This is a genomic window from Bradyrhizobium sp. BRP22, assembly GCF_020194175.1.
Lineage (GTDB): Bacteria > Pseudomonadota > Alphaproteobacteria > Rhizobiales > Xanthobacteraceae > Bradyrhizobium.
This window is the reverse complement of sequence record NZ_JADYVX010000042.1, coordinates 1-17,886: the sequence shown is the minus strand read 5'-3', so window position 1 is coordinate 17,886 and position 17,886 is coordinate 1. Positions and strand designations below refer to the sequence as shown.

The 17,886-nt window shown below is 62.8% G+C and carries 37 protein-coding genes; 14 read left to right on the top strand and 23 right to left on the bottom strand.

Annotated elements, in window-relative coordinates; genetic code table 11:
* Positions 1-49: 49 nt before the first annotated feature.
* The 23 genes from I6F35_RS33890 to I6F35_RS33780 are packed head-to-tail and all read right to left on the bottom strand — an operon-like array spanning position 50 to position 8,373.
* The gene (locus tag I6F35_RS33890; protein ID WP_225121991.1) at positions 50-268 is read right to left on the bottom strand and encodes a hypothetical protein; all 219 of its coding nucleotides are present in this window, start codon (positions 266-268) and stop codon (positions 50-52) included.
* Complete coding sequence (locus tag I6F35_RS33885; protein WP_225121990.1) at positions 265-498, bottom strand: hypothetical protein; 234 nt, start codon at positions 496-498, stop codon at positions 265-267. Before I6F35_RS33885 ends, I6F35_RS33890 begins: the two co-directional genes overlap by 4 nt.
* Positions 495-674 (bottom strand): hypothetical protein, encoded by a 180-nt coding sequence (locus I6F35_RS33880; protein ID WP_225121989.1) that lies wholly within the window; start codon positions 672-674, stop codon positions 495-497. Before I6F35_RS33880 ends, I6F35_RS33885 begins: the two co-directional genes overlap by 4 nt.
* Complete coding sequence (locus I6F35_RS33875; RefSeq protein ID WP_225121988.1) at positions 667-873, bottom strand: hypothetical protein; 207 nt, start codon at positions 871-873, stop codon at positions 667-669. Before I6F35_RS33875 ends, I6F35_RS33880 begins: the two co-directional genes overlap by 8 nt.
* Entirely contained in the window at positions 870-1,220 is a 351-nt protein-coding gene (locus tag I6F35_RS33870; RefSeq protein WP_225121987.1) for a hypothetical protein, read from the bottom strand. Before I6F35_RS33870 ends, I6F35_RS33875 begins: the two co-directional genes overlap by 4 nt.
* Entirely contained in the window at positions 1,217-1,471 is a 255-nt protein-coding gene (locus I6F35_RS33865) for a hypothetical protein (protein WP_225121986.1), read from the bottom strand. Before I6F35_RS33865 ends, I6F35_RS33870 begins: the two co-directional genes overlap by 4 nt.
* The gene (locus tag I6F35_RS33860) at positions 1,468-1,662 is read right to left on the bottom strand and encodes a hypothetical protein (RefSeq protein WP_225121985.1); all 195 of its coding nucleotides are present in this window, start codon (positions 1,660-1,662) and stop codon (positions 1,468-1,470) included. Before I6F35_RS33860 ends, I6F35_RS33865 begins: the two co-directional genes overlap by 4 nt.
* A gap of 2 nt (positions 1,663-1,664) precedes the next feature.
* Positions 1,665-1,862 carry a hypothetical protein gene (locus I6F35_RS33855; protein ID WP_225121984.1) on the bottom strand — a complete coding sequence of 66 codons (198 nt, stop codon included), beginning with the start codon at positions 1,860-1,862 and terminating at the stop codon, positions 1,665-1,667.
* On the bottom strand, positions 1,862-2,518 hold the full coding sequence (locus I6F35_RS33850) for a hypothetical protein (RefSeq protein ID WP_225121983.1): 657 nt from the start codon (positions 2,516-2,518) through the stop codon (positions 1,862-1,864). Before I6F35_RS33850 ends, I6F35_RS33855 begins: the two co-directional genes overlap by 1 nt.
* Entirely contained in the window at positions 2,515-2,799 is a 285-nt protein-coding gene (locus I6F35_RS33845; RefSeq protein ID WP_225121982.1) for a hypothetical protein, read from the bottom strand. Before I6F35_RS33845 ends, I6F35_RS33850 begins: the two co-directional genes overlap by 4 nt.
* Positions 2,777-3,076, bottom strand: coding sequence for a hypothetical protein (locus tag I6F35_RS33840; RefSeq protein ID WP_225121981.1), 300 nt, complete (start codon positions 3,074-3,076; stop codon positions 2,777-2,779). Before I6F35_RS33840 ends, I6F35_RS33845 begins: the two co-directional genes overlap by 23 nt.
* Complete coding sequence (locus I6F35_RS33835) at positions 3,073-3,312, bottom strand: hypothetical protein (protein ID WP_225121980.1); 240 nt, start codon at positions 3,310-3,312, stop codon at positions 3,073-3,075. The genes I6F35_RS33840 and I6F35_RS33835 overlap by 4 nt, the downstream gene beginning before the upstream one ends.
* Entirely contained in the window at positions 3,309-3,659 is a 351-nt protein-coding gene (locus tag I6F35_RS33830) for a hypothetical protein (RefSeq protein WP_225121979.1), read from the bottom strand. Before I6F35_RS33830 ends, I6F35_RS33835 begins: the two co-directional genes overlap by 4 nt.
* A complete protein-coding gene (locus tag I6F35_RS33825; protein ID WP_225121978.1) occupies positions 3,656-4,027 on the bottom strand; it encodes a hypothetical protein in 372 nt (123 codons plus the stop codon). Before I6F35_RS33825 ends, I6F35_RS33830 begins: the two co-directional genes overlap by 4 nt.
* Positions 4,027-4,287 (bottom strand): hypothetical protein, encoded by a 261-nt coding sequence (locus I6F35_RS33820; RefSeq protein WP_225121977.1) that lies wholly within the window; start codon positions 4,285-4,287, stop codon positions 4,027-4,029. The genes I6F35_RS33825 and I6F35_RS33820 overlap by 1 nt, the downstream gene beginning before the upstream one ends.
* The gene (locus tag I6F35_RS33815) at positions 4,284-4,466 is read right to left on the bottom strand and encodes a hypothetical protein (protein WP_225121976.1); all 183 of its coding nucleotides are present in this window, start codon (positions 4,464-4,466) and stop codon (positions 4,284-4,286) included. The genes I6F35_RS33820 and I6F35_RS33815 overlap by 4 nt, the downstream gene beginning before the upstream one ends.
* The gene (locus I6F35_RS33810) at positions 4,463-5,656 is read right to left on the bottom strand and encodes a site-specific DNA-methyltransferase (RefSeq protein WP_225121975.1); all 1,194 of its coding nucleotides are present in this window, start codon (positions 5,654-5,656) and stop codon (positions 4,463-4,465) included. The genes I6F35_RS33815 and I6F35_RS33810 overlap by 4 nt, the downstream gene beginning before the upstream one ends.
* Positions 5,653-5,958 carry a hypothetical protein gene (locus I6F35_RS33805; protein ID WP_225121974.1) on the bottom strand — a complete coding sequence of 102 codons (306 nt, stop codon included), beginning with the start codon at positions 5,956-5,958 and terminating at the stop codon, positions 5,653-5,655. Before I6F35_RS33805 ends, I6F35_RS33810 begins: the two co-directional genes overlap by 4 nt.
* 2 nt (positions 5,959-5,960) lie before the next feature.
* Complete coding sequence (locus I6F35_RS33800; RefSeq protein WP_225121973.1) at positions 5,961-6,875, bottom strand: DUF2303 family protein; 915 nt, start codon at positions 6,873-6,875, stop codon at positions 5,961-5,963.
* 15 nt (positions 6,876-6,890) lie between these two features.
* The gene (locus I6F35_RS33795; protein WP_225121972.1) at positions 6,891-7,232 is read right to left on the bottom strand and encodes a hypothetical protein; all 342 of its coding nucleotides are present in this window, start codon (positions 7,230-7,232) and stop codon (positions 6,891-6,893) included.
* Positions 7,233-7,286: 54 nt separating this feature from the next.
* Positions 7,287-7,529 (bottom strand): hypothetical protein, encoded by a 243-nt coding sequence (locus tag I6F35_RS33790; RefSeq protein ID WP_225121971.1) that lies wholly within the window; start codon positions 7,527-7,529, stop codon positions 7,287-7,289.
* 20 nt (positions 7,530-7,549) lie between these two features.
* Positions 7,550-8,131, bottom strand: a complete 582-nt coding sequence (locus I6F35_RS33785) for a hypothetical protein (protein WP_225121970.1) — start codon at positions 8,129-8,131, stop codon at positions 7,550-7,552.
* Complete coding sequence (locus I6F35_RS33780) at positions 8,131-8,373, bottom strand: hypothetical protein (RefSeq protein ID WP_225121969.1); 243 nt, start codon at positions 8,371-8,373, stop codon at positions 8,131-8,133. The genes I6F35_RS33785 and I6F35_RS33780 overlap by 1 nt, the downstream gene beginning before the upstream one ends.
* 146 nt (positions 8,374-8,519) lie before the next feature.
* On the opposite strand from I6F35_RS33780, the gene I6F35_RS33775 reads away from it, so the two are divergent.
* The 14 genes from I6F35_RS33775 (at position 8,520) to I6F35_RS33710 (ending at position 17,838) form a co-directional block, all read left to right on the top strand.
* Positions 8,520-9,128 carry an XRE family transcriptional regulator gene (locus I6F35_RS33775; protein WP_225121968.1) on the top strand — a complete coding sequence of 203 codons (609 nt, stop codon included), beginning with the start codon at positions 8,520-8,522 and terminating at the stop codon, positions 9,126-9,128.
* A 12-nt stretch (positions 9,129-9,140) separates the two neighbouring features.
* The gene (locus tag I6F35_RS33770; protein ID WP_225121967.1) at positions 9,141-9,323 is read left to right on the top strand and encodes a hypothetical protein; all 183 of its coding nucleotides are present in this window, start codon (positions 9,141-9,143) and stop codon (positions 9,321-9,323) included.
* A 103-nt stretch (positions 9,324-9,426) separates the two neighbouring features.
* Positions 9,427-9,891, top strand: a complete 465-nt coding sequence (locus I6F35_RS33765; RefSeq protein ID WP_225121966.1) for a hypothetical protein — start codon at positions 9,427-9,429, stop codon at positions 9,889-9,891.
* A 4-nt stretch (positions 9,892-9,895) separates the two neighbouring features.
* A complete protein-coding gene (locus I6F35_RS40335; RefSeq protein ID WP_275945528.1) occupies positions 9,896-10,030 on the top strand; it encodes a hypothetical protein in 135 nt (44 codons plus the stop codon).
* On the top strand, positions 10,027-10,968 hold the full coding sequence (locus I6F35_RS33760) for a hypothetical protein (protein WP_225121965.1): 942 nt from the start codon (positions 10,027-10,029) through the stop codon (positions 10,966-10,968). Before I6F35_RS40335 ends, I6F35_RS33760 begins: the two co-directional genes overlap by 4 nt.
* The gene (locus tag I6F35_RS33755) at positions 10,965-12,266 is read left to right on the top strand and encodes a hypothetical protein (RefSeq protein ID WP_225121964.1); all 1,302 of its coding nucleotides are present in this window, start codon (positions 10,965-10,967) and stop codon (positions 12,264-12,266) included. The genes I6F35_RS33760 and I6F35_RS33755 overlap by 4 nt, the downstream gene beginning before the upstream one ends.
* The gene (locus tag I6F35_RS33750) at positions 12,266-12,721 is read left to right on the top strand and encodes a DUF968 domain-containing protein (RefSeq protein ID WP_225121963.1); all 456 of its coding nucleotides are present in this window, start codon (positions 12,266-12,268) and stop codon (positions 12,719-12,721) included. The genes I6F35_RS33755 and I6F35_RS33750 overlap by 1 nt, the downstream gene beginning before the upstream one ends.
* Entirely contained in the window at positions 12,714-13,466 is a 753-nt protein-coding gene (locus I6F35_RS33745; protein WP_225121962.1) for a DUF5131 family protein, read from the top strand. Before I6F35_RS33750 ends, I6F35_RS33745 begins: the two co-directional genes overlap by 8 nt.
* On the top strand, positions 13,466-13,933 hold the full coding sequence (locus tag I6F35_RS33740) for a hypothetical protein (protein WP_225121961.1): 468 nt from the start codon (positions 13,466-13,468) through the stop codon (positions 13,931-13,933). The genes I6F35_RS33745 and I6F35_RS33740 overlap by 1 nt, the downstream gene beginning before the upstream one ends.
* Positions 13,930-14,118, top strand: a complete 189-nt coding sequence (locus tag I6F35_RS33735) for a hypothetical protein (protein ID WP_225121960.1) — start codon at positions 13,930-13,932, stop codon at positions 14,116-14,118. The genes I6F35_RS33740 and I6F35_RS33735 overlap by 4 nt, the downstream gene beginning before the upstream one ends.
* Positions 14,115-14,561: a hypothetical protein gene (locus tag I6F35_RS33730; protein WP_225121959.1), complete on the top strand. Its 447-nt coding sequence runs from the start codon at positions 14,115-14,117 to the stop codon at positions 14,559-14,561. The genes I6F35_RS33735 and I6F35_RS33730 overlap by 4 nt, the downstream gene beginning before the upstream one ends.
* Complete coding sequence (locus tag I6F35_RS33725) at positions 14,549-14,725, top strand: hypothetical protein (RefSeq protein ID WP_225121958.1); 177 nt, start codon at positions 14,549-14,551, stop codon at positions 14,723-14,725. The genes I6F35_RS33730 and I6F35_RS33725 overlap by 13 nt, the downstream gene beginning before the upstream one ends.
* Positions 14,726-14,732: 7 nt before the next feature.
* Complete coding sequence (locus tag I6F35_RS33720; RefSeq protein ID WP_225121957.1) at positions 14,733-16,490, top strand: DNA cytosine methyltransferase; 1,758 nt, start codon at positions 14,733-14,735, stop codon at positions 16,488-16,490.
* Positions 16,491-16,704: 214 nt separating this feature from the next.
* A complete protein-coding gene (locus I6F35_RS33710) occupies positions 16,705-17,838 on the top strand; it encodes a site-specific integrase (RefSeq protein ID WP_225121956.1) in 1,134 nt (377 codons plus the stop codon).
* The last annotated feature ends 48 nt before the right edge of the window (positions 17,839-17,886 follow it).

The window sequence follows — 17,886 nt, the reverse complement described above, 5'->3', positions numbered from 1 at the left end:
GCATTTCACAGTTCACAAGCGAGGGGTTCACAAGCGGGCGATTTCACGTTCACAGCGGCGGAGGCTGTGAAGGCGGGCGGCTCTGCGAGGGCTCGGGCTCGACGACGTGCTTGGCGATGTCGATAAGGCCGGTGACGACGCTGTCGCTGGTGATGGCGCCGCTCTTCACGGCGTCGAGCAGGGTCGGAAAGCTGCGCGGGATCCACCCCTCGTAGCCGCAGTCCAGCCAGACGATGACGGGGCCCGTGGTATCCTCTAAGCTGCTCATCGCATCACCCGCATGCTGATGCGGCGGACGATATACCCGCGCTTCCGTTTGACGATCCGCCAGAATTGAGCGTCAGACAGGTCGGCGTGCCTGGCGTTGACAGAGTAGCGGCGCTCCTCAGCGATCACGTCCTTGATGACGTCCTTCCGGCAGTACCTGATGGTGTTGCTGAAGATGGTGCCGCGCGCGGTACCGACGAGGGCCCAACGGGTTTGAGTTCTCGACTTCACGGCAAATGCTCCTTCACCAATTCGACCGCAGCGGCAATGAGGTAGATCGGCCAGCCGAGGATGAGCGTCACCGTGACGAAGGCATCGGGCTTATTGCCGAGGAGCCATTCGAGCGCAGCCATCAGGGCCGCGAAGACCGCGCCGACGAGCAGGTAGGGGACGACGATCTCAGTCATGAGGCAGTCCCTCCGGGTGTTCTTCAAGGTCGTCCAAGGTGATGGGCTGGGTCTCGATGACCTCTCCGCCGGTCGCTTCACAGTGCTGGCAGTCTTCCTCCCAGCCGAGATCGTTGCCGTGCCAATCGCGGCCCCAGAAATGGAGGATGCGCCCCTCAGTGCGGCAGGCTTCACAGGGGACGATGCGGGCGTTGCTCACGGCCGAGCCCTCAAGCCCGCGGCGATGCACTCGCGGATGATGGCGCGTTCACGCCAGTGCCGCGCCGCGGGCTCATCCGCGAAGTAATGGATGGTGTAGGAGGCGTCGCCTGGCACCGCTCCGTCCGGGTCATCGATCACCGGGGGCACTTTGAGGCCCATGAACTTCGCCGTCGGGAGCAGCATGTCGGGCAGGACCCGCACGACGAACCGAGAGCCGACCTTGAGCAACTGGTGCCGCATCCTCGATTTCTCGAAGGCCAGCATCGCCTCGTCCATCTGGTTTTCGGTCGGCTCCGGTAAGGTCTCCAGCTCGGCGCGACGCGCAGGCTTGCGGTTGGTGCTCATGACAGCCGGCCCCTGATCGTCTCCTCGATGCGGCCGCGTGTGTAGGCGACCCAATTGTCGAACTCCTCCAGCGCGTGCTGGGGCTGCTTGAATTCGATTGCGCAGAAGAAGTGCTCGACCAGGCCGCCGAGCACGTTGAAGGCGACTCCGACCGTGATCCCGTTCATCGCCATGAAAAGATCATGAGCAATGGCTTGGCCGATGTCCGCATCGCGCTCGATCTCTTTTTCGGTGCGGGTATCGCCGCTCATGACGCGAACCCCCGCTGCCAGAGGCGAACGATCGAGACGAGCTGCGTGTAATCGCAGCCGGCGAATGCCCTGTCGTAAAGGAGAAGGTACTGCGCCGCGTAATGGATGGTGCGGCGGGTGAGATCCTCGCCCTGGGCGAGGAGCCGCTGCGCGGCCTCGGTGACCATCGCGGTGGTGGCTGGCACGATCATGGCTATGCGGCCTCCTGAGTTGCGGTGAAGGGATAGAGATGGGTGAGCAGCTCGAGATCGAGCTTCGCGCCGGCGGCGAGCGGACGACGATCGAGCACAGGCAGATCGGACGGGCCGACGAAGCGGTCGCCGTCGTCGTGCCAGATTTGCGGGCAAGGGCCTTTCGGGCCCTGGACCCAAACGAGATAGGCAATCGGCATCAGCGCAACTCCTGCTGGATCTGCGCAATGCGCTTCTCGATGCGCTCGGCCTTGTCGAGGATCGTCTTCAGGGGCTCGATGGACCCCTGCACAGCGTTGGCGACGACACGGATGTCATTGAGGAGAATCTGCGCGTCGCAGATGGTCGCCCTGATTTCCTCGTTCGAGCCTTCTGGCCCGAACATCTCGTCGCGCAGGCCCTTCACCCAGGCGCGCGGCACGCCGAGATCCGACGCCACCTTGGCGTCCGTCCAACCAGGTCCGTAGCCGGTCTTTTCGTCGACATAGACCTCGTTGAGCTTCTCGAAAATGATCCGGCGATCGTCGCGCGACATCTCGCGGGGCTGTTCGGGCTTGGTCGGCCCAGGCTTGATCGGCAGGTTCACTACGTTCTCCTCGTTCTTGCGCTTCTGCGCCGACCTGATCGCCGAATAGCAACCGGGGCAGCGGTGCTGCTCAGCTTTCTTGCCGATCAGCCAGCCGTCCTTCTCGAGCTTGTTCCGTATGAACTGCTGTTCGAGATCGTCGTTGTCGCGCTGTTGGCCCTTGAAGTGATTGATCTGCACCGTGCGGACCACGCCGCAGTGGCCGCAAGTAACGATGGTGCCGCGCATATGGCGGCCGGGAGGTCCCATGCTCTTGATCGCGAACGTCATGGCCGGCCTGCCTTTCCGCAGTAGCCGCGGCCGCGCGAATCTTGAACGACGTCCATCCCGTTCGACGCCAGGACCTGCATCCATCGCCATGCCATGCAGGCGGAGCCGATGCAGTTATGCGGCGAGGCATGCACCATCGAAGCTGGGCTGAAGCCATGACTGAATGGGTTGACCGGCACGCCCATCGCTTGCGCGGCTCCGGCTGACACGGAGCCGTCGCCGAAGCTCTCCTGGCAGCGCTTGCTCCTGGCTTCTTCCTCAGTCACGAGCATCGGCGTCATCCCCTCTGTATTCCGCCATTGCGCGGGCGTTGCTCCCGCGGGCGGCGATGTTGCCGGGCTCGAACGGCGGCATCCGCACGAGCAGCGCGCAGTTGAACTGGTGCTGGTGCGGTACGTTGTGGCGGTCGAACCAGAACACGGTCGCCTGGTCGTCCTGGATGTCGATGATGCGCAGGAGCGGGCCGGGGACGTCTCGCAGGCGCACGGTGGTACCGAGATATAGATCCTCGGTGACCGGATCTCGGAGATGGTTCAATAGCTGCTGATCCATGCTCATCGTTGGCCCTTCAAGTAAGTGGAGATGCTGCGCCTGACGCCCTCGAAGAAGGTTTCGATTGCCCCGCCGACGTGGGCGGGGCAGTAGTCCGACAGGTACGTTTTGACGACGAGATAGGTCAGCACCGCGCCGGCCTTCTGGCCCGGCAGCGATTGCAGCTCTGCGTAGATGGCGTCGCCGATAGCGACGACGTTCTCCAATTCTTTGCCGGAGACTTTGTTGAGGTGATGAGTCATTGGCGCAATCCGATGATGTTGGGCGTTGGCCTTCGCTTCTCCAGCTCCGCGGCAAGCACCGCCTCACGGGTGTTGTCGAGGAACATCCGCAGTCCGATGTCGACCATGACGGTGGCCTTCAGCTTGTCCTCGCGGATGCCCTCGGCGACGATCCAGTCGACAACAGCGTTGTGGAAGGCGAGGAACGCCGCCCACAACTCGTCGCTCTTGGTGGGCGCGCTGATCTCGCCCGCTGGCCTGTTCATGCGATTGATCGTGCGCCCAGCGTCAGCCGCGTGCTTGTCGATCGCCGCGCGCATGTCGCTGACGAAGTGCGCAACGTCGATCACGGAATCTGGCGCGCTCATGCGTTCGCCTTTCCCTGCTCGCGGACGAGTTCGAGAACGTTGATGAGCCTGCGGTTCTCCACGTCGGAACGGTCACAGAGCTCGAGGCCCATCATGCCGATCACGATGTTGAGCGGAACGTTCGTTTCCTTATGCGTCTCGTTGAGATGCACGAGCATCGCAATTTCTACGTCGAGGGCGAACGACTTCATCGCGACGTTGAAAGCGTCGCCGATGACATCGTCGGTCGCCTTCGCCTTGCGCAGCACCCCGACCGTCGCGGCAAACTTCATAATCGCCTTCTGCCGATCGTTTGCCTTTGCGAACACAGCCTTGATCTGCTCGATTGACGGCGCTGGTCGTTCGGCTTTCTGCGCTTGCTCAGTCATTAGACTCTCCTGTCGGCTGCTTTGGTTGCGTCGATCGCCCGCAGCTCATTGGCGATGGACGTGTCGTGGTCCGGGTCCGAAGGGTCGAGGTTCTTCAGCTTGAAGCGCCGCGCGACCTCGACGCTCGACCATGGGAAGACGCTGTCATTGAGCGCGGCCTTGCACGCCGGGCCGAGCTGCTCGAACGCCGCCATCTCTTCCTGAGGCGTCGACGCTGGCCCCGGCGCGTGGCCGATCGATGCGCCCGCGTTGCCGCTCACTGCTCGGCTCCGAGATCCGCGATTGCACCGGCGATGTGCGCGGTCTCTTCGTCGACGATCGGCGCCGAGTCGAACGGCAGCCGGTGCATGATGTGGTACCGCTCGGAATAGCGACCGCCGTAGCGATAGCCGTCGGCGAGAAACCCCGGGATTTCGTCGGACAATGCGATTGCAATCATTCTGCGGCTCCCTCGAACAACGGCCCTGCCGGCTCGGCCTTGCCGAGCTTCTTGACCATGTGACGCGCACCCGCTGCCTTGCTCATGAACGCGGCTTCGATCCGCGCGCGGGCGAGGCGGGCATATTCGGGATTGAGTTCGATCAGGGTGGCGGTGCGGCCGAGCGCTACCGCGACCATTGCCGTGGTGCCGGCACCGCCGAAGGGATCGAGCACTCGACCACCGGTAGGACAGCCTGCCTTGATGCAGCGCTCGACCAGCGCCGGCGGGAACGTGGCGAAGTGAGCTTCCGAGAACGCCGCGGTGGCGAGCGTCCAAACATTCCGCGCGTTCGCACCTTGGCCGTTTCGCCCCTCGGCGCTACGGATTCCCGTGTGTGGCGACATTACTCCGCCGCTTGGTTCCGGCTTGTGCAGCACGTTGCGCGGGTGATCGAGCCCTCTGTCGGGCTCGCGGATGGCGTCCGCATCGTAGAAGTAGCGCTCCCGCTTGGTGAGCAGCCAAATCTTCTCGTGCGCGTTGGTCGGACGATCGCGCGTCGACTCCGGCATCGGGTTCGGCTTGTGCCAGACGATCTCGGAGCGGACCCACCAGCCATCATCCTGCAGTGCGATGGCGAGCCGGTTCGGGATCATGCACAGATCCTTCGGCTTCAGGTAACCGCCTGGCATAACTCGGACGTCAGCTACGCTCTCATCCGCCGCGCCGAAGTTGTGCCCGCTACGCTCGGACTTCCGATCCCATTTGGCGAGCCGGCCGCCGTTGCGGCGCACGCCATCGGAGCCGCGGTTGCCGAGGTTTTCTGAGCGTCCCACGCGCGAATTAACGGGGCCCACTGTAGAGAACGGCTTGTCGCGGAACGTGCGATCGTCATTACCGGCCGCTTTGGTGTCGGCCGCGCTGCGGCCATTCGGCGAGGCCGCATAGCAGTCGCCATAGTTGAGCCACAGGGTGCCGGTCGGCTTCAGGACGCGGCGCACGCGGCCGAATACCTCGACCATTACATCAAGATGCGCGCCCAGGGTGGGCTCAAGCCCGATCTGGCCTTCAACGCCATAGTCGCGGAGGCCCCAATAGGGCGGGGAGGTCGGTACGCAATCGTAGGAATCGGCATCGAGGCTTGTCAGCCCCTCGCGCACATCGCCGATCAGCATCGTCACGCGGCCGTCGAGGAAGGTCTCGACCTTCATGCGGCCTCCTTCGCGCGCTTCACACGCGTCTCGAAGAAGTCCGCCTTGTCCGGGTGGTTGGCGATGAACCAGCGCGCCAGCACGGACGTGTGATTGTTGTTGCACTTCCACTCACCGTCGCGTTCGACGGTGAACTCCCAGCGGATGCGATGCAGGATCGCGTCCGCAGAGAAGCGGCGGCGACCTTTTGCCCATAGCTGCAGCGCCAGGCGCTCGAACAGCGACGCGACGTCGGGGCGAACACCCTCCGGCGGCTCGCTGCCCTGCGCCTGCTTCGCGGCGTATGAGAAAAGGTCGTCCATGATTACTCGGGCGACCCTTCGAAGGTGGCCAGCTCAGTTTCCAAGCGCGCCAATTGGAGATCCGCGACGACGCGTTCGCGCAGGAACTCCTTCCAGCGATACATCTGGTAGAACCAGGCGATAGCGCCGGACTTGATCCGGTACCGGAGCCGCACCGGGATACGAACCGGCACGCCGCCGATGAAGGCTGGCAGGGAGATCATGAACAGCCCCGGCACGGTGAGCTTTTCGCCGTTGGTGTCGCGATGCTCCTCGACGAATTGGATCTCCGCTTCGCCGGAATTCAGCGTGATGCCGGACTTGACGCCCGAAGCGACGTGCACCTGCAGGCCGCGCGAAAGCTCAACCATGCGGCTTGGCGAAGCGAACTGCGTACGCAGCAGCTTCTCAAAGCTATCAAGCTCCTCGGGCATGGCATCGGCCAGCTCGAACACGCGCTCCTCGATAAACGAGGCGAACTCGCCCTGCGACATCGGAGCGGAATCATGATCCGCCCACGCCTTGAACTCGTCGGTGATCGGGAAGGAATAGACGAAGCGGTGATCGCCGAAGCGCGCAGCGCCATCCGCTCCTCCCGCGTTGTAGTTGAGGACCGCGGTAAGCGAGGGGTTCGGCCACGTCGCCTGGGCAAAGATGACCGAGTTGGCATCCTTGTGGCGGTTGGTCAGATCGATGAAGCTGTCGAGCGTCGCCAGCTTGGCGGTGCCCTTCTTGCGCTCCGGCGCGGTGCGCCACGTCTCGGCATGGGCCTTCAGATCCTTGATGCCGACGCCGTTCGCACGCTTGTCGAACAGCACGGGGAAAGACGACGGCAGGCCGACACCGGTGACACTGACGCTGAGGATATCCGCGCCGGCCGCGCTCTTTGCGAGGTCGGCAATTCTGGTAACGGCTTCGCCGTTGACCGCTTCAGACATGAAACGCTCCTTGTGTTAGCCAGCCTGGGCCGGCGTCTTGGTGGGGTGGGAGTCGCGGACGAACATGTCGATCTGCGACGGGTGCTGGGTAGAGAGGGCGCCTTCGTGCGCCCAGAACGGAGTGCGCCGGAACTTCTGGCCCTCCGGCAGCTTCACCTTCACGTTGGGGAGAAGGTTGAACATTCCCTTCTCGTATTCGAAGTCCAACGTGACGGTGATCGACGCCTTGCCCTTCTCGGTAGGCAGATCGACAAGGGCTTCGACGACTTCGGTGACGGCCGAGTTCAGCTTGGGCTCGAAGTCCCGATCGACTAGGCCGATGATTTCCGAGAAACGCCTGATGAGGCGAGACGACATGGTGGTTCTCCCGATGGTGTTGGGCACGCAAACGCAAACAGAACTGTGGGTGGGTCAGACCCGCGCGAGCGTGATGCTCTCGCGATAGGGGTGCTGATGGTTCCAGCACCGCGACTGCCGGTCGAAACGCCGGCCCATGCGGTGGTCGTCGAGCACCGGGACGCGATAGACCTGCGTCTCGATGCCGAGCCTCTGATGCAGCGACATGGCGCGCCGCAAATCTCTGAGCTCGATGCGCTCGTTGCGCCTGCGGTCGCGCCGGTAAGCGCGAGCGATCTCCGGATCCTTGAACGGCATTCCCCACGCCTTTCCAGGCGTCATCCGTTGCCGGTGACGACCTTCTCAATGAAGTTGTGATGCGAATCCTGCGCAGCTCGGAGGGCGCGCTCAGCCGTCAGCGCCAGCTCGAGCATGCGGTGTAGCGACGCCCAGATGTCCTTCAGGTCGTGCCGATACTTCAGCGACCAGAAGGTGGAATAGGGGATGGCATAGCGGGCTTCGAGCCGTCGCCAAGCGGGCTCCAGATCGCCGGGCCCGCGGATTTCCAAAGCAGTCAATTCTTCGGCCCATCCTCGGGCCTCGGCAACCATTTGCGCCGAAATCAAATTTCTTTTGCGCATCTGAAAAAACTCTCCCTGTACGCAACGCGGGTGAGCACGGAGTTCAGAATGAGCGGCGAGAAGATCACCTCCATCGCGACCTTTGGCGAGGATGCTGCGACGGAGGCTGAGGAGGATTGCTGGTTGCTGCTGGGCGACGTCGCCAAGGCGGTTGTGGATCGGTCCCGCCCCCGGACCGCGGACCCGGCCGGGGGAAAGGTCATTGCGTTCCCCGGCCGGGGCCAAAAGCCCAAGCGCGCGTAGCGCGACGATCGGGTGGAAGTGTTGCACGTGAAACATCACGCCGCGCTCTCCTGCGGTTGAGTGCGCGCGGGCAGGAAGTCGTCAGCAGACAACTCCACCTTGACGGAGGCAGCATAGTCGAGGAGCTGACGGTGGTAGCGCTGCGGGATCACACCATCGGTGCCGCCCTTGGCTCGCGGACGCTGCCAGTTCGAGGCGCGGGTGCGGTGAATGCCGAGGTACTTAGAGACCTTCGTCGGTCCACCAAGCTTCGTGAGGATGGTCTGTGCAGGCTCCATATATGGACGGTAGCGATAATCGCTACAAAAGGCAAGAGGCTGTAGCGAAAAAGGCGACAGACCGCTGTAGCGCTATCCGCTACGGTACTTGAATGACGTTAGGTCGAACCAAGAAATCCCAGATTGCCCATTGGGTTGAGGCAGCAATGGAGCACGCGAACGGCATGAGCCAATCCGATTTGGCTCGGGCACTCGCCACCCGTTTGCGGGTAGGATTTGATCGCTCCAAGGTCTACAAAATCCTGAAGGAAGAGCGCGACGTCTCGGCCGAGGAAATGCTTGCGATCGAAGAGATCACCGGGTTTCCGGCGCCGGCATCACTGCGAGGGATGCCCAAGGCCGGAATGCCGAAGGATACGCCGAAGATCACAAGGGTACCGCTGCTGGATTCAGTTGCTGCCGGTAAACTGAAGGCGCCAAGTTCGCAGATACCGGTCGAGGACGTACCACTCCTGGCCTTCGCCGATCTCGGCCGTGGTGAGTTTTTCGCTCTCAACGTGGAGGGCGACTCGATGGACCGGATTTCGCCGGAAGGGTCGATCATAATCGTCAATAAGGCTGATCGGACCCTCATCAACGGTCGCTGCTACGTGTTCTCTCACCGCGGAGAAACGACGTACAAGATGTGGCAGAGCGGGGATCCAGCTCACCTGGCTCCCTATTCGACGAATCCAGTCAACAAGCCGATCTTCTTCAAGAACAAGAAGGACCTAGAAGTGATCGGCCGCGTCAAGCGGACGCTGCTCGATCTGTAGGAGCGCGCTGGCGTGCTCACCGGTGCAATTGTCGGGGTCTTCGGCGCTATCTTCGCGATCTCCATGGTTCTCTTAGGACGCACCGTGCAACGGTACGCACTTCGAACCGGCAAGACCGATACCGCAACCAGCTTCGTTGTGGCCATGGGGGCGCTCATCATCGTAGGCTATTTGGTTTATCTCGTGTTCGGATAAGGACAATATTACCGTCCAAATATTTCGTAGCTGTAATCGCTACAGAGATTGACATGTAGCGATATTCGCTACAAATTGGTCCGCGTCATCACGGAGGCGGACCATGTCCAATTTCATTCCACGGGAAGATCGGGTTCAAGCCTGGGCAGCAGGCGCTTTTGAGCGCGGCCGTGCCGGCGGCGCCATCGAGGCGGGGATCGCCGCCATCAACGCAGCGTTCGGCAACAACCGGCGCGTCAACGATCACAAGCTCGCCGTCGAGCGCGCGATCCGCCGCGGTGCCGGCGACATCAAGAACGTCTGCGACTTCGGCTCGATCGCCATGCAATGCCCGGTCAACGTCACCGGCGCGCTCGCCGAGATCGAACGCAGCTATCAAGCGGAGATTCGCGACCGGCGCCGCCGCGAGCGCTCCGGCTTTCCAACTCGCAATCCTAATCACGAACGTCGTCTCGCGCAGGCCCGACTGTTTCTGCGCTGGTACCGCCGCTTCGGCGACGACGCGCGCTTCGCTGGCGTCGTCGACGCGCTGACGACGTCTCCTGTTTACGCTCAGGCTGCGGAGTAGGGCGATGGACCTCTTTCTCGCAATTGGACTGATCTGCGTCGGCGCCGTGCTCGGCGGCTTGATCGTCTACGCCTGGATGAGCGACCGCGCGCTGCTCTCCGATTTCGAACCTACCGAACATGGGGGGACGCCGCTGTGAGCACCGCTGCATTGGAGAAGGTCAGCATCATTCCGCCCGCCGATCCTTGGGATTGGTGGCGTAACGCGTTGAAGGGCGTGTTCGGTCACAAGACCGCTGACGAACCCATGACCGGGTTCTATCGCTCGCGTCGCAAGGATAAGCAGACCGGGCAGGTGGCGTTCTACACCGTCGCCTACTGGTACAAGGATGACGGCACGCTTTGCTGCCACTACGACGGTAGACCGGTCGATGACATTCGCGCCCGCGAGATGTGGACTTATGTCTGCGAGCGGCCGATCACGCACGAACTCTACACCTCAATTCGCAATGGTGGCTCGTGGCCGGACCTGAATGAGGTTGTCATCGGCCACAACAATGCGCCGGTCGAGGATACGGTCGAGTCCATCCAAGAGCGTATCGACGATCTGGCGCGCGAAGCCGAACGCATGATGAAGGCGGGCGCTGCCTCAGAACAGGCCATCGCCGATCAGGCATCAGACCTGGCCAACACCTTTGGCGAGCTGCAGAACAAGATCGTCGATCTGCACAAGAAGGAGAAGGCGCCGCATCTCGAAGCCGGCCGCACCGTCGACAAGAAGTGGTTCGGCCTGCGTGATCGCGCCGAGGATCTGAAGAAACGGCTCAAGGCCGTTGTCGTGACGCCCTGGCTGACAAAGAAGGCGCAGGAGGCCGAGGCCGCGAAGGTCGCTGCGATCACCTCTGGCAAATCGCTCGAGGAGGCGCCGCAGGTCCGCGTCACTTCCGGCTCGTCGAAGCGCTCGACGGGCCTCCGCACCTATTTCTTCGCGGAGATTACGGACAAGGCCAAGCTTCTTGAGAGCCTGAAGGATCACCCGCGTCTCGTCGCTCTCCTGCAGGAGATCGCGGACGACGCGGCGAAGAAGCAGGTGGCCCTCCCGGGCTGTGTCGTCAAATCTGACAAGAGGGCAGCATGAACCAAGTCGCCACTATCGATCAGTCCAGCGCAACCGCGCTGGCTCCGGTCCGCAGGCAGGAAGTCCGCGTCGTCTCCGATCCGATCGCCGTCCTCGATACCGCCCGGTTCGAGCACATGCAGCGCATCGCGACCGTGATGGCGCGCTCAAACCTGATTCCCCACTCGCTCTGCTTTGAGAAGGACGACGAGGGCAAGTTGGTGCCGCTCCCGATCGATGTGGTGACGGCCAACTGCTTTCTGGTGGTCAATCAGGCTGTGCGCTGGAACATGGACCCGTTCGCAGTGGCGCAGTGCGTCTCCGTCGTTCACGGCAAGCTCTGCTATGAGGGCAAGCTGATCGCGGCAGTTCTGGAAGGCAAGCTCGGCGTCGAACTCGAATACGAGATCACGGGGCTTGGCGACGCCATGAGGGTGGTCGTCTCGGGCGCCGTCAACGGCAAGCCGGTTCTAGATTCCAAGGGCCGTCCGAAGGAGATCGACGGCACTGTCGGTGAGTGGAAAACGACGGGCCGCGGTTCGCCATGGGACGCGAAGGGCGGCCACAAGCGGATGCTGCGTTATCGCGGCGCGCGCGAGTGGGGTCGCGTGTATGCGCCTGGCTTGATGCTCGGCGTCTACTCCGACGATGAAATGGAGGATCTGAACGCGAGCCATCGCGCCCAGCAGGCGCGCCTCGTGAACGAGGAGCCGCCGGCGCCGCCCGCTGCCCGGATCACGCATGAGGCGAGTGCGCCTGTTACCCAGGACGAGATTGACCGCGCCGAGGAGCTGGCGAACGCGCAGTCCGCGGCTCAGACGGTTGAAGAAGTTGCTGAAGCTGGTCGGCACGACACGACGGAAGTCGAGTGGACCGAACCGGCCTCGGCCACGCCAGAGGCGGCGGCGACTGATCAGCCCCCGGCGCCGCCGCCTCAATCCGATCAGAAGCCGGCGAAGGTCGTCAGCGACTCCCGCGGCGGCGAGACTGTCACGGTGGAAGGAGTGCACTACCAGAAGGTGGTGGATGTCGATGATGGTTTCCCCGGCGATAAGCCGATGAAGTCGGAACAGCACCCGCTGGACATTCCGCCGTACCTTCGCCGGACGGCCGAGCCGAAGGAAGGAGAGCCCTTCAACGTCGAGGATTGGCTGAAGGGCTTGGGCGACGCTCTCTCCGGCTGCGAGGACACCGAGCAGTTGGCCGCGGTGCAGAACAAGCACCAGACCCCGATGAAGGGCAGGGCCTCGAAATCCGATTGGGCGCGCTCGCAGCAGCTCGTGATGGATGCCTTCCAGCGCATCAGCGAGGCGGAATAGTGGCCCAGCGCATCGCCAATGTCGCGCCGATCGGGAGCCTCCTGAAGGGCGGCCGGCGCGAGACCAAGACCAAGCCGGTCAAGCCGAAGCACGGCAGGGCGCGCGACAACGCGCATCTCGAGGCTATCCGGCAGTTGCCGTGCGTCAACCCGCAGTGCCGCCGAGATCCCGCGGGCGTCGCCGCGCATGTGCGCTTCGCTTGCGCCGAGATCGGCAAGCCCAATCCAGGGATGCAGGCCAAGCCGGACGATGCCTGGACGCTCCCGCTTTGCCAGTCCTGCCATCAGGACGCGCCCGACGCCCAGCACAAGGGCAACGAGATCGCCTTCTACGCGCGCATCGGCATTGATCCGCTCAAGACCTGCATCGCGCTCTACGACGCCTCGCCGAACGTCGAGCACATGCGGGCCATCATTTTTACCTGCCACACCTTTGCGAGCCTCGCCGATGGCTGAGAACACCAAAATCGAGTGGGCCACGCACACATTCAATCCGTGGTTCGGATGCACGGCGATCTCGCGCGCATGCGATTTCTGCTATGCCGAGACATGGGCGAAGCGCTCTGGCCTCGTGCAGTGGGGTAACCACCCGCGACGGCTGGCATCCGACACCAACTGGCGCAAGCCGTATAAATGGGCCAAGCAGGCGCAGCACGCTCCGCCGTCGAACTACAGTGAAGCTTCTCGGTTCCGGCCAAGGGTGTTCTGCGCCAGCCTCGCCGACGTCTTCGACAACCAGGCGCCCCAGGAATGGCGCGAGCGCCTTTGGCAGGTGATCCGCGACACGCCAGAACTCGACTGGCTGCTGCTGACCAAGCGTCCACAGAACATCATGGATATGATCCCGCGCGTATGGCAGCCGGGACTCCCCTCGCACATTTGGGTCGGCGTCACCGCCGAGAACCAGACCGAATACGACCGGCGGATGAATTACCTTCAGGACGTGCCGGCGTCCGTCCACTTCGTCAGCTATGAGCCAGCGCTCGGCCCGCTGAAGATCGGGCACCGTTCTTTTCCCAACTGGATCATCTGCGGTGGCGAGGATCGCGTGCGCGAAGGTCGCGAGATGGACCTGCAATGGGCACGTGACCTGCGTGACGAATGCAAGCCGCGCGGTGTCGCCTTTTACTTCAAGCAGACCAACGGCAAGAGCGAGATCCCGCCAGACCTGATGGTGCGTGAATTTCCGAGGGCGACCTGATGGCGACGGAGTTGCTCATTCGCGTCCAGGGCACGCATCTGGTACCGGGAACGGCTGGCGATCAGGAACTGATCGACGGTCTCCCGCAGGGCAAGGAGTTCGTCGCCAAGCTGACCTCGGCGAGCAAGCGCAGCATCCTCCAAAACCGATTCTATTGGAAGCTGCTCGGAGTCGTCGTCGAAAACCAAGAGTTCTACCGGGCCGCTGAACAGCTCCACTTCTGGCTCAAGATCAAGCTCGGCTATGTCGAGCACATCGAGTTTCACGACAACAGGATGGTGACGCGCGTCGCTTCGACCTCGTTCGAGCGAATGGATAGCGACGACTTCAAGCGCTACCTCGACGCGGCCATCACCGTCATCTGCGAAGAGATCATCCCTGGCATGGAGAGCGCGGGGCTCGTCCACGAAGTGGAGCACATGCTTGGGCTTTCGTACGACGCGCTATGGCAGAGGAGGGCAGCGTGAGCGAGCAGGGTAAGCAAATAACCGTCGCCTGGAAGGCTCGCGCCACCTATGTCGGCGTCTCAAGCGCCTTGCGGACGCACGGCGAGGTCAAGGTCCCCGACAGCGCCACCGATGAAGAGATTGATGCTCTCGTGCGCGCGGACATGGTGAGGGGCTTCAAGTTCGAGTGGAGGCGCAAGCCATGACGACCACTCTTCCCCGCGTTGCCCTCGCTGTCCGCCAGCCGTGGGCCTACGCGATCTTCCACGGCAAGGACGTTGAGAACCGTAGCTGGAAGCACTGGAAGAAGGATTGGCGATTCCGCGGGCGCGTCGCCATCCTAGCCTCGAAGGGCATGACGCAGGATGAATACGCCGATGGCCGCGATTTTATGGCAGACCTCGGCGTCACCTGTCCTCCGCCGGCCGATCTCGTTCGCGGGGCTATCATCGGCCACGTCAACATCGTCGACAACGTCTCGAAGAGCGATAGCCCGTGGTTCGTCGGCCCCGGGGCGTTCGTGCTCGCTGATCCTGTACTGCTGAATGATCCGATCCCTGTCGACGGACAGCTCGACATCTTCGAGTGGAAGCTGGCTGACCGCTCGGTCTGCGAGCCGCTGAAGTGGATGCGAGCGTGGACGGCATGACCGACGAGGCATTTCCGTACGTCTATCGCTGGCATCGGATGGGCCGCAAAGGCCAGCGCTGCGCGGTGCTCGCGCGCGGCACGATGAACAGTTGTCTCGTGAAATTCGAAGACGGCTTTACCGCGGTCACCAGCCGCAACGCGATCATGAGGTTCAGGGGGTAGGGGGAGAATGACGGAGATCATCGTCGATTGTTTTGCAGGTGGGGGAGGCGTCTCAACCGGCATCGAAATGGCTTTGGGCGTCTCGCCCGATATCGCCATCAACCACGATGCGGTGGCGATCGCCATGCACAAGGCGAACCACCCCAACACCCAACATCTGAACTCGAACATCTTCAAGGTGGTGCCATCGGAAGCCGCCGCCGGCCGTGCGATCGGCATGCTGTGGCTGTCTCCGGACTGCAAGCACTTCTCCAAGGCCAAGGGCGCAAAGCCGGTCGAGAAGCGCATCCGCGGGCTCGCCTGGGTGGCGCTGCATTGGGCCCAGCTTCCCGCCTGGCAAAGGCCGCGCGTGATCTTCCTTGAAAACGTGCCGGAGTTTCTGACGTGGGGCCCACTGTTGCCGAACGGCCGTCCGGATCCTGATCGCAAGGGCGAGGAGTTCCAGAAATTCATTCGTGCGCTGAAGCGGGAAGGCTACAAGCGCATCGAGTGGAAGGTCGTCAAGATGTGCAACCACGGCGACCCGACCATCCGGACGCGGTTCATGATGATCGCGCGCTGCGACGATGAGCCGATCACCTGGCCGGCGCACACGCATGGCGCTCCGGATTCTGAGGAGGTGCTGTCGGGCGAGCTGAAGCCGTGGCGCACGGCCGCCGATCACGTCATCGACTGGTCGATCCCGTGTCCGTCGATCTTCCTCTCGCCGGCGGAGGTCAAGCAGCTCTACAAGGAGACCGGCATCCGCGTGCAGCGGCCGCTCAAGCCGAACACGCTGGCGCGGATCTTCAAGGGACTCGTTCGGTACGTGATCGAGAGCGCTGATCCCTTCATCGTGCCTGTCACTCATGCCGGCGACACGCGCGCGCACAGCATTCGCGAGCCGATCCGGACCCAAACCGGCGCGAAGCGGGGCGAGCACGCGCTCGTGGTGCCCTTCATGGTGCCGCGGTACGGCGAGCGCGATGGACAAGAGCCGCGCACCCTTTCGATCGAGAAGCCCTTGACTGTGGTGGTGCCGACGGGAAACGGCGCTTCGCTGGTGACACCATTCATCACCAAGTTCCGTGAGAACAGCGTCGGGCACGGTGCTGATGAGCCGCTGCACACGGTAACGGCCAACAGCTACGTCAAGCGTCCTGGCGGGGCCGCGCCGCTCGGCGTAGTCTCCGCCTTCCTCGCCCAGCACAATTATTTCGAGCCCGGCCATGACGCGCGCGAGCCGGTCTCGACGATCGTCGGAAAGGGCTGCACGCAAGCTGTGGTGTCGGCCGGACTGCTGAACCTGAAAGGCAGCGATCGGCGCGGCTCGTCGGTCCAGGCGCCGGTACCGGCGGTCACCGCGCAGGGCGGCCACCTGGCCGAGGTCCGCGCTTTCCTCGTGAAGTTCTACAAGAGCGGCGGCCAACATCAGGACACTCGCGATCCGCTCCACACCCTGACGGCCAAGGCCCGCATGGGCCTCGTGACCGTCAAGGGCGAGGACTACCAGATCATCGACATCGGCATGCGGATGCTGACGCCGCGCGAGCGCTTCAACGCCCACTCCTTCCCGCCCGACTACAAGATCGACATCATGATCCCGCGCGAGACCGAGAACGGGACTGTGCTGCGCCGCATCACGGCGGAAGAGCAGGGGCGGATGGTCGGCAATTCGGTGCCGTGCCGCTTCGTCAAGGCGATCGTGCAGGCCAACTACCGGCCGCGGCACCAGCTCGAGCGCAAGCCGGACGTCGGCAGGTTCGCTCTGGAGGCAGCGGAATGACCGGCGAGACCGCGTCCGCGCGCGCAACAGCGCGTTTGTTGACCCCGAAGGAAGCCGCCGATCGGCTTACCATCACAGTGGATCAGCTTGCCGCCTTGGTCCACGACGGCGATATCGCCTATATTTTCGTGGGGCGTGGCTCGAAGCGACCTCGGCGGCGGTTCACCGAGGCGGATCTCGACGACTTCATCGAGCGCCGTCGGAGGCGGGAAGCATGTCAGTCTACAAGACCCCAAAATCACCGTTCTACCAATACGACTTCCGGCATGGTGGTCGTCGGTTTTTCGGATCTACGGAATGCACGGCTCGAAAAGAAGCGGAAAAATTCGAGTCCGTAGAGAAAGAAAAAGCCAAAAAGCTGATCAAGGCATCCAGACGGGCCAAGGCATCGCTGCTGATCGGTGATGTCGTCGTCCGCCTATGGAACGACGAAGCACAGTACGATGCCGACCCAGACGCTACGTGGACCAACCTCGAGCGCCTCGTGAACCATTTCGGCGAAGCGACGCCGCTCACCGATATCGATCACAACAAGGCAAAGCAAATGGTTGCCTGGCGGCGCGGCCATCGGGTCTCGCGACGCGGCAAACGGACTAAAGAGCAAGAGGCCGCGCTGCCGTTGGTCGCGAATGCGACCGTGAACCGCTCGGCGACGAAGGTCCTGCAGCGGATATTTCGTTTCGCGAAGGATGAGGGGGCCGTGTTCGAGAACGAACCGAAGTGGGATGAGCTCCTGCTACCCGAGCCGGAGGAGCGGGTCCGAGAATTGCAAGACAATGAGGCTACGGCCTTCGATGCGGCGATGCGCGCCGACTATGAGCCGTTCTTCGCCTTCGTTCGGGCCAGTGGCATGCGGTTCAAGGAATGCGTGACCCTCCGCTGGTCGGAAGTGAACTTCGGAACCAAGCAGGTCGTACGTCTCGGCAAGGGCGGACGGCGCGTTGTGTTCCCGATCACCGACAGCATCAGGGATATCCTCTTTCCCCTGCAGGGCCAGCATCCAGAGTTCGTGTTCACCTATGTCGCCATGTACGGCAACAAGCGGATCGGTCGAGTGAGGGGGCAACGATACCCGGTGACCTACAACGGCACGAAATCTGTCTGGCAGGCCATACGTGCCAACTCCGGCGTGACCGACTTCCGCTTTCACGACTATAGGCATGACTTCGGGACCAAGCTCTTGCGCGACAGCGGCAATTTGAAGCTAGTTCAGAAGGCGATGAACCACCGGGACATCAAGTCCACCCTGCGCTATGCCCACGTGCTGGACCAGGACGTCGCCGCCGCAGTCGAGCGCGTTGCAAAGTCCCGGAAAAAGTCCCGGACCAAGGTCCGGAAGGCATGTTAAAGCGTTGACTATGCTGCCGATATCGGAAGACGCATACCGCCTTCCAGA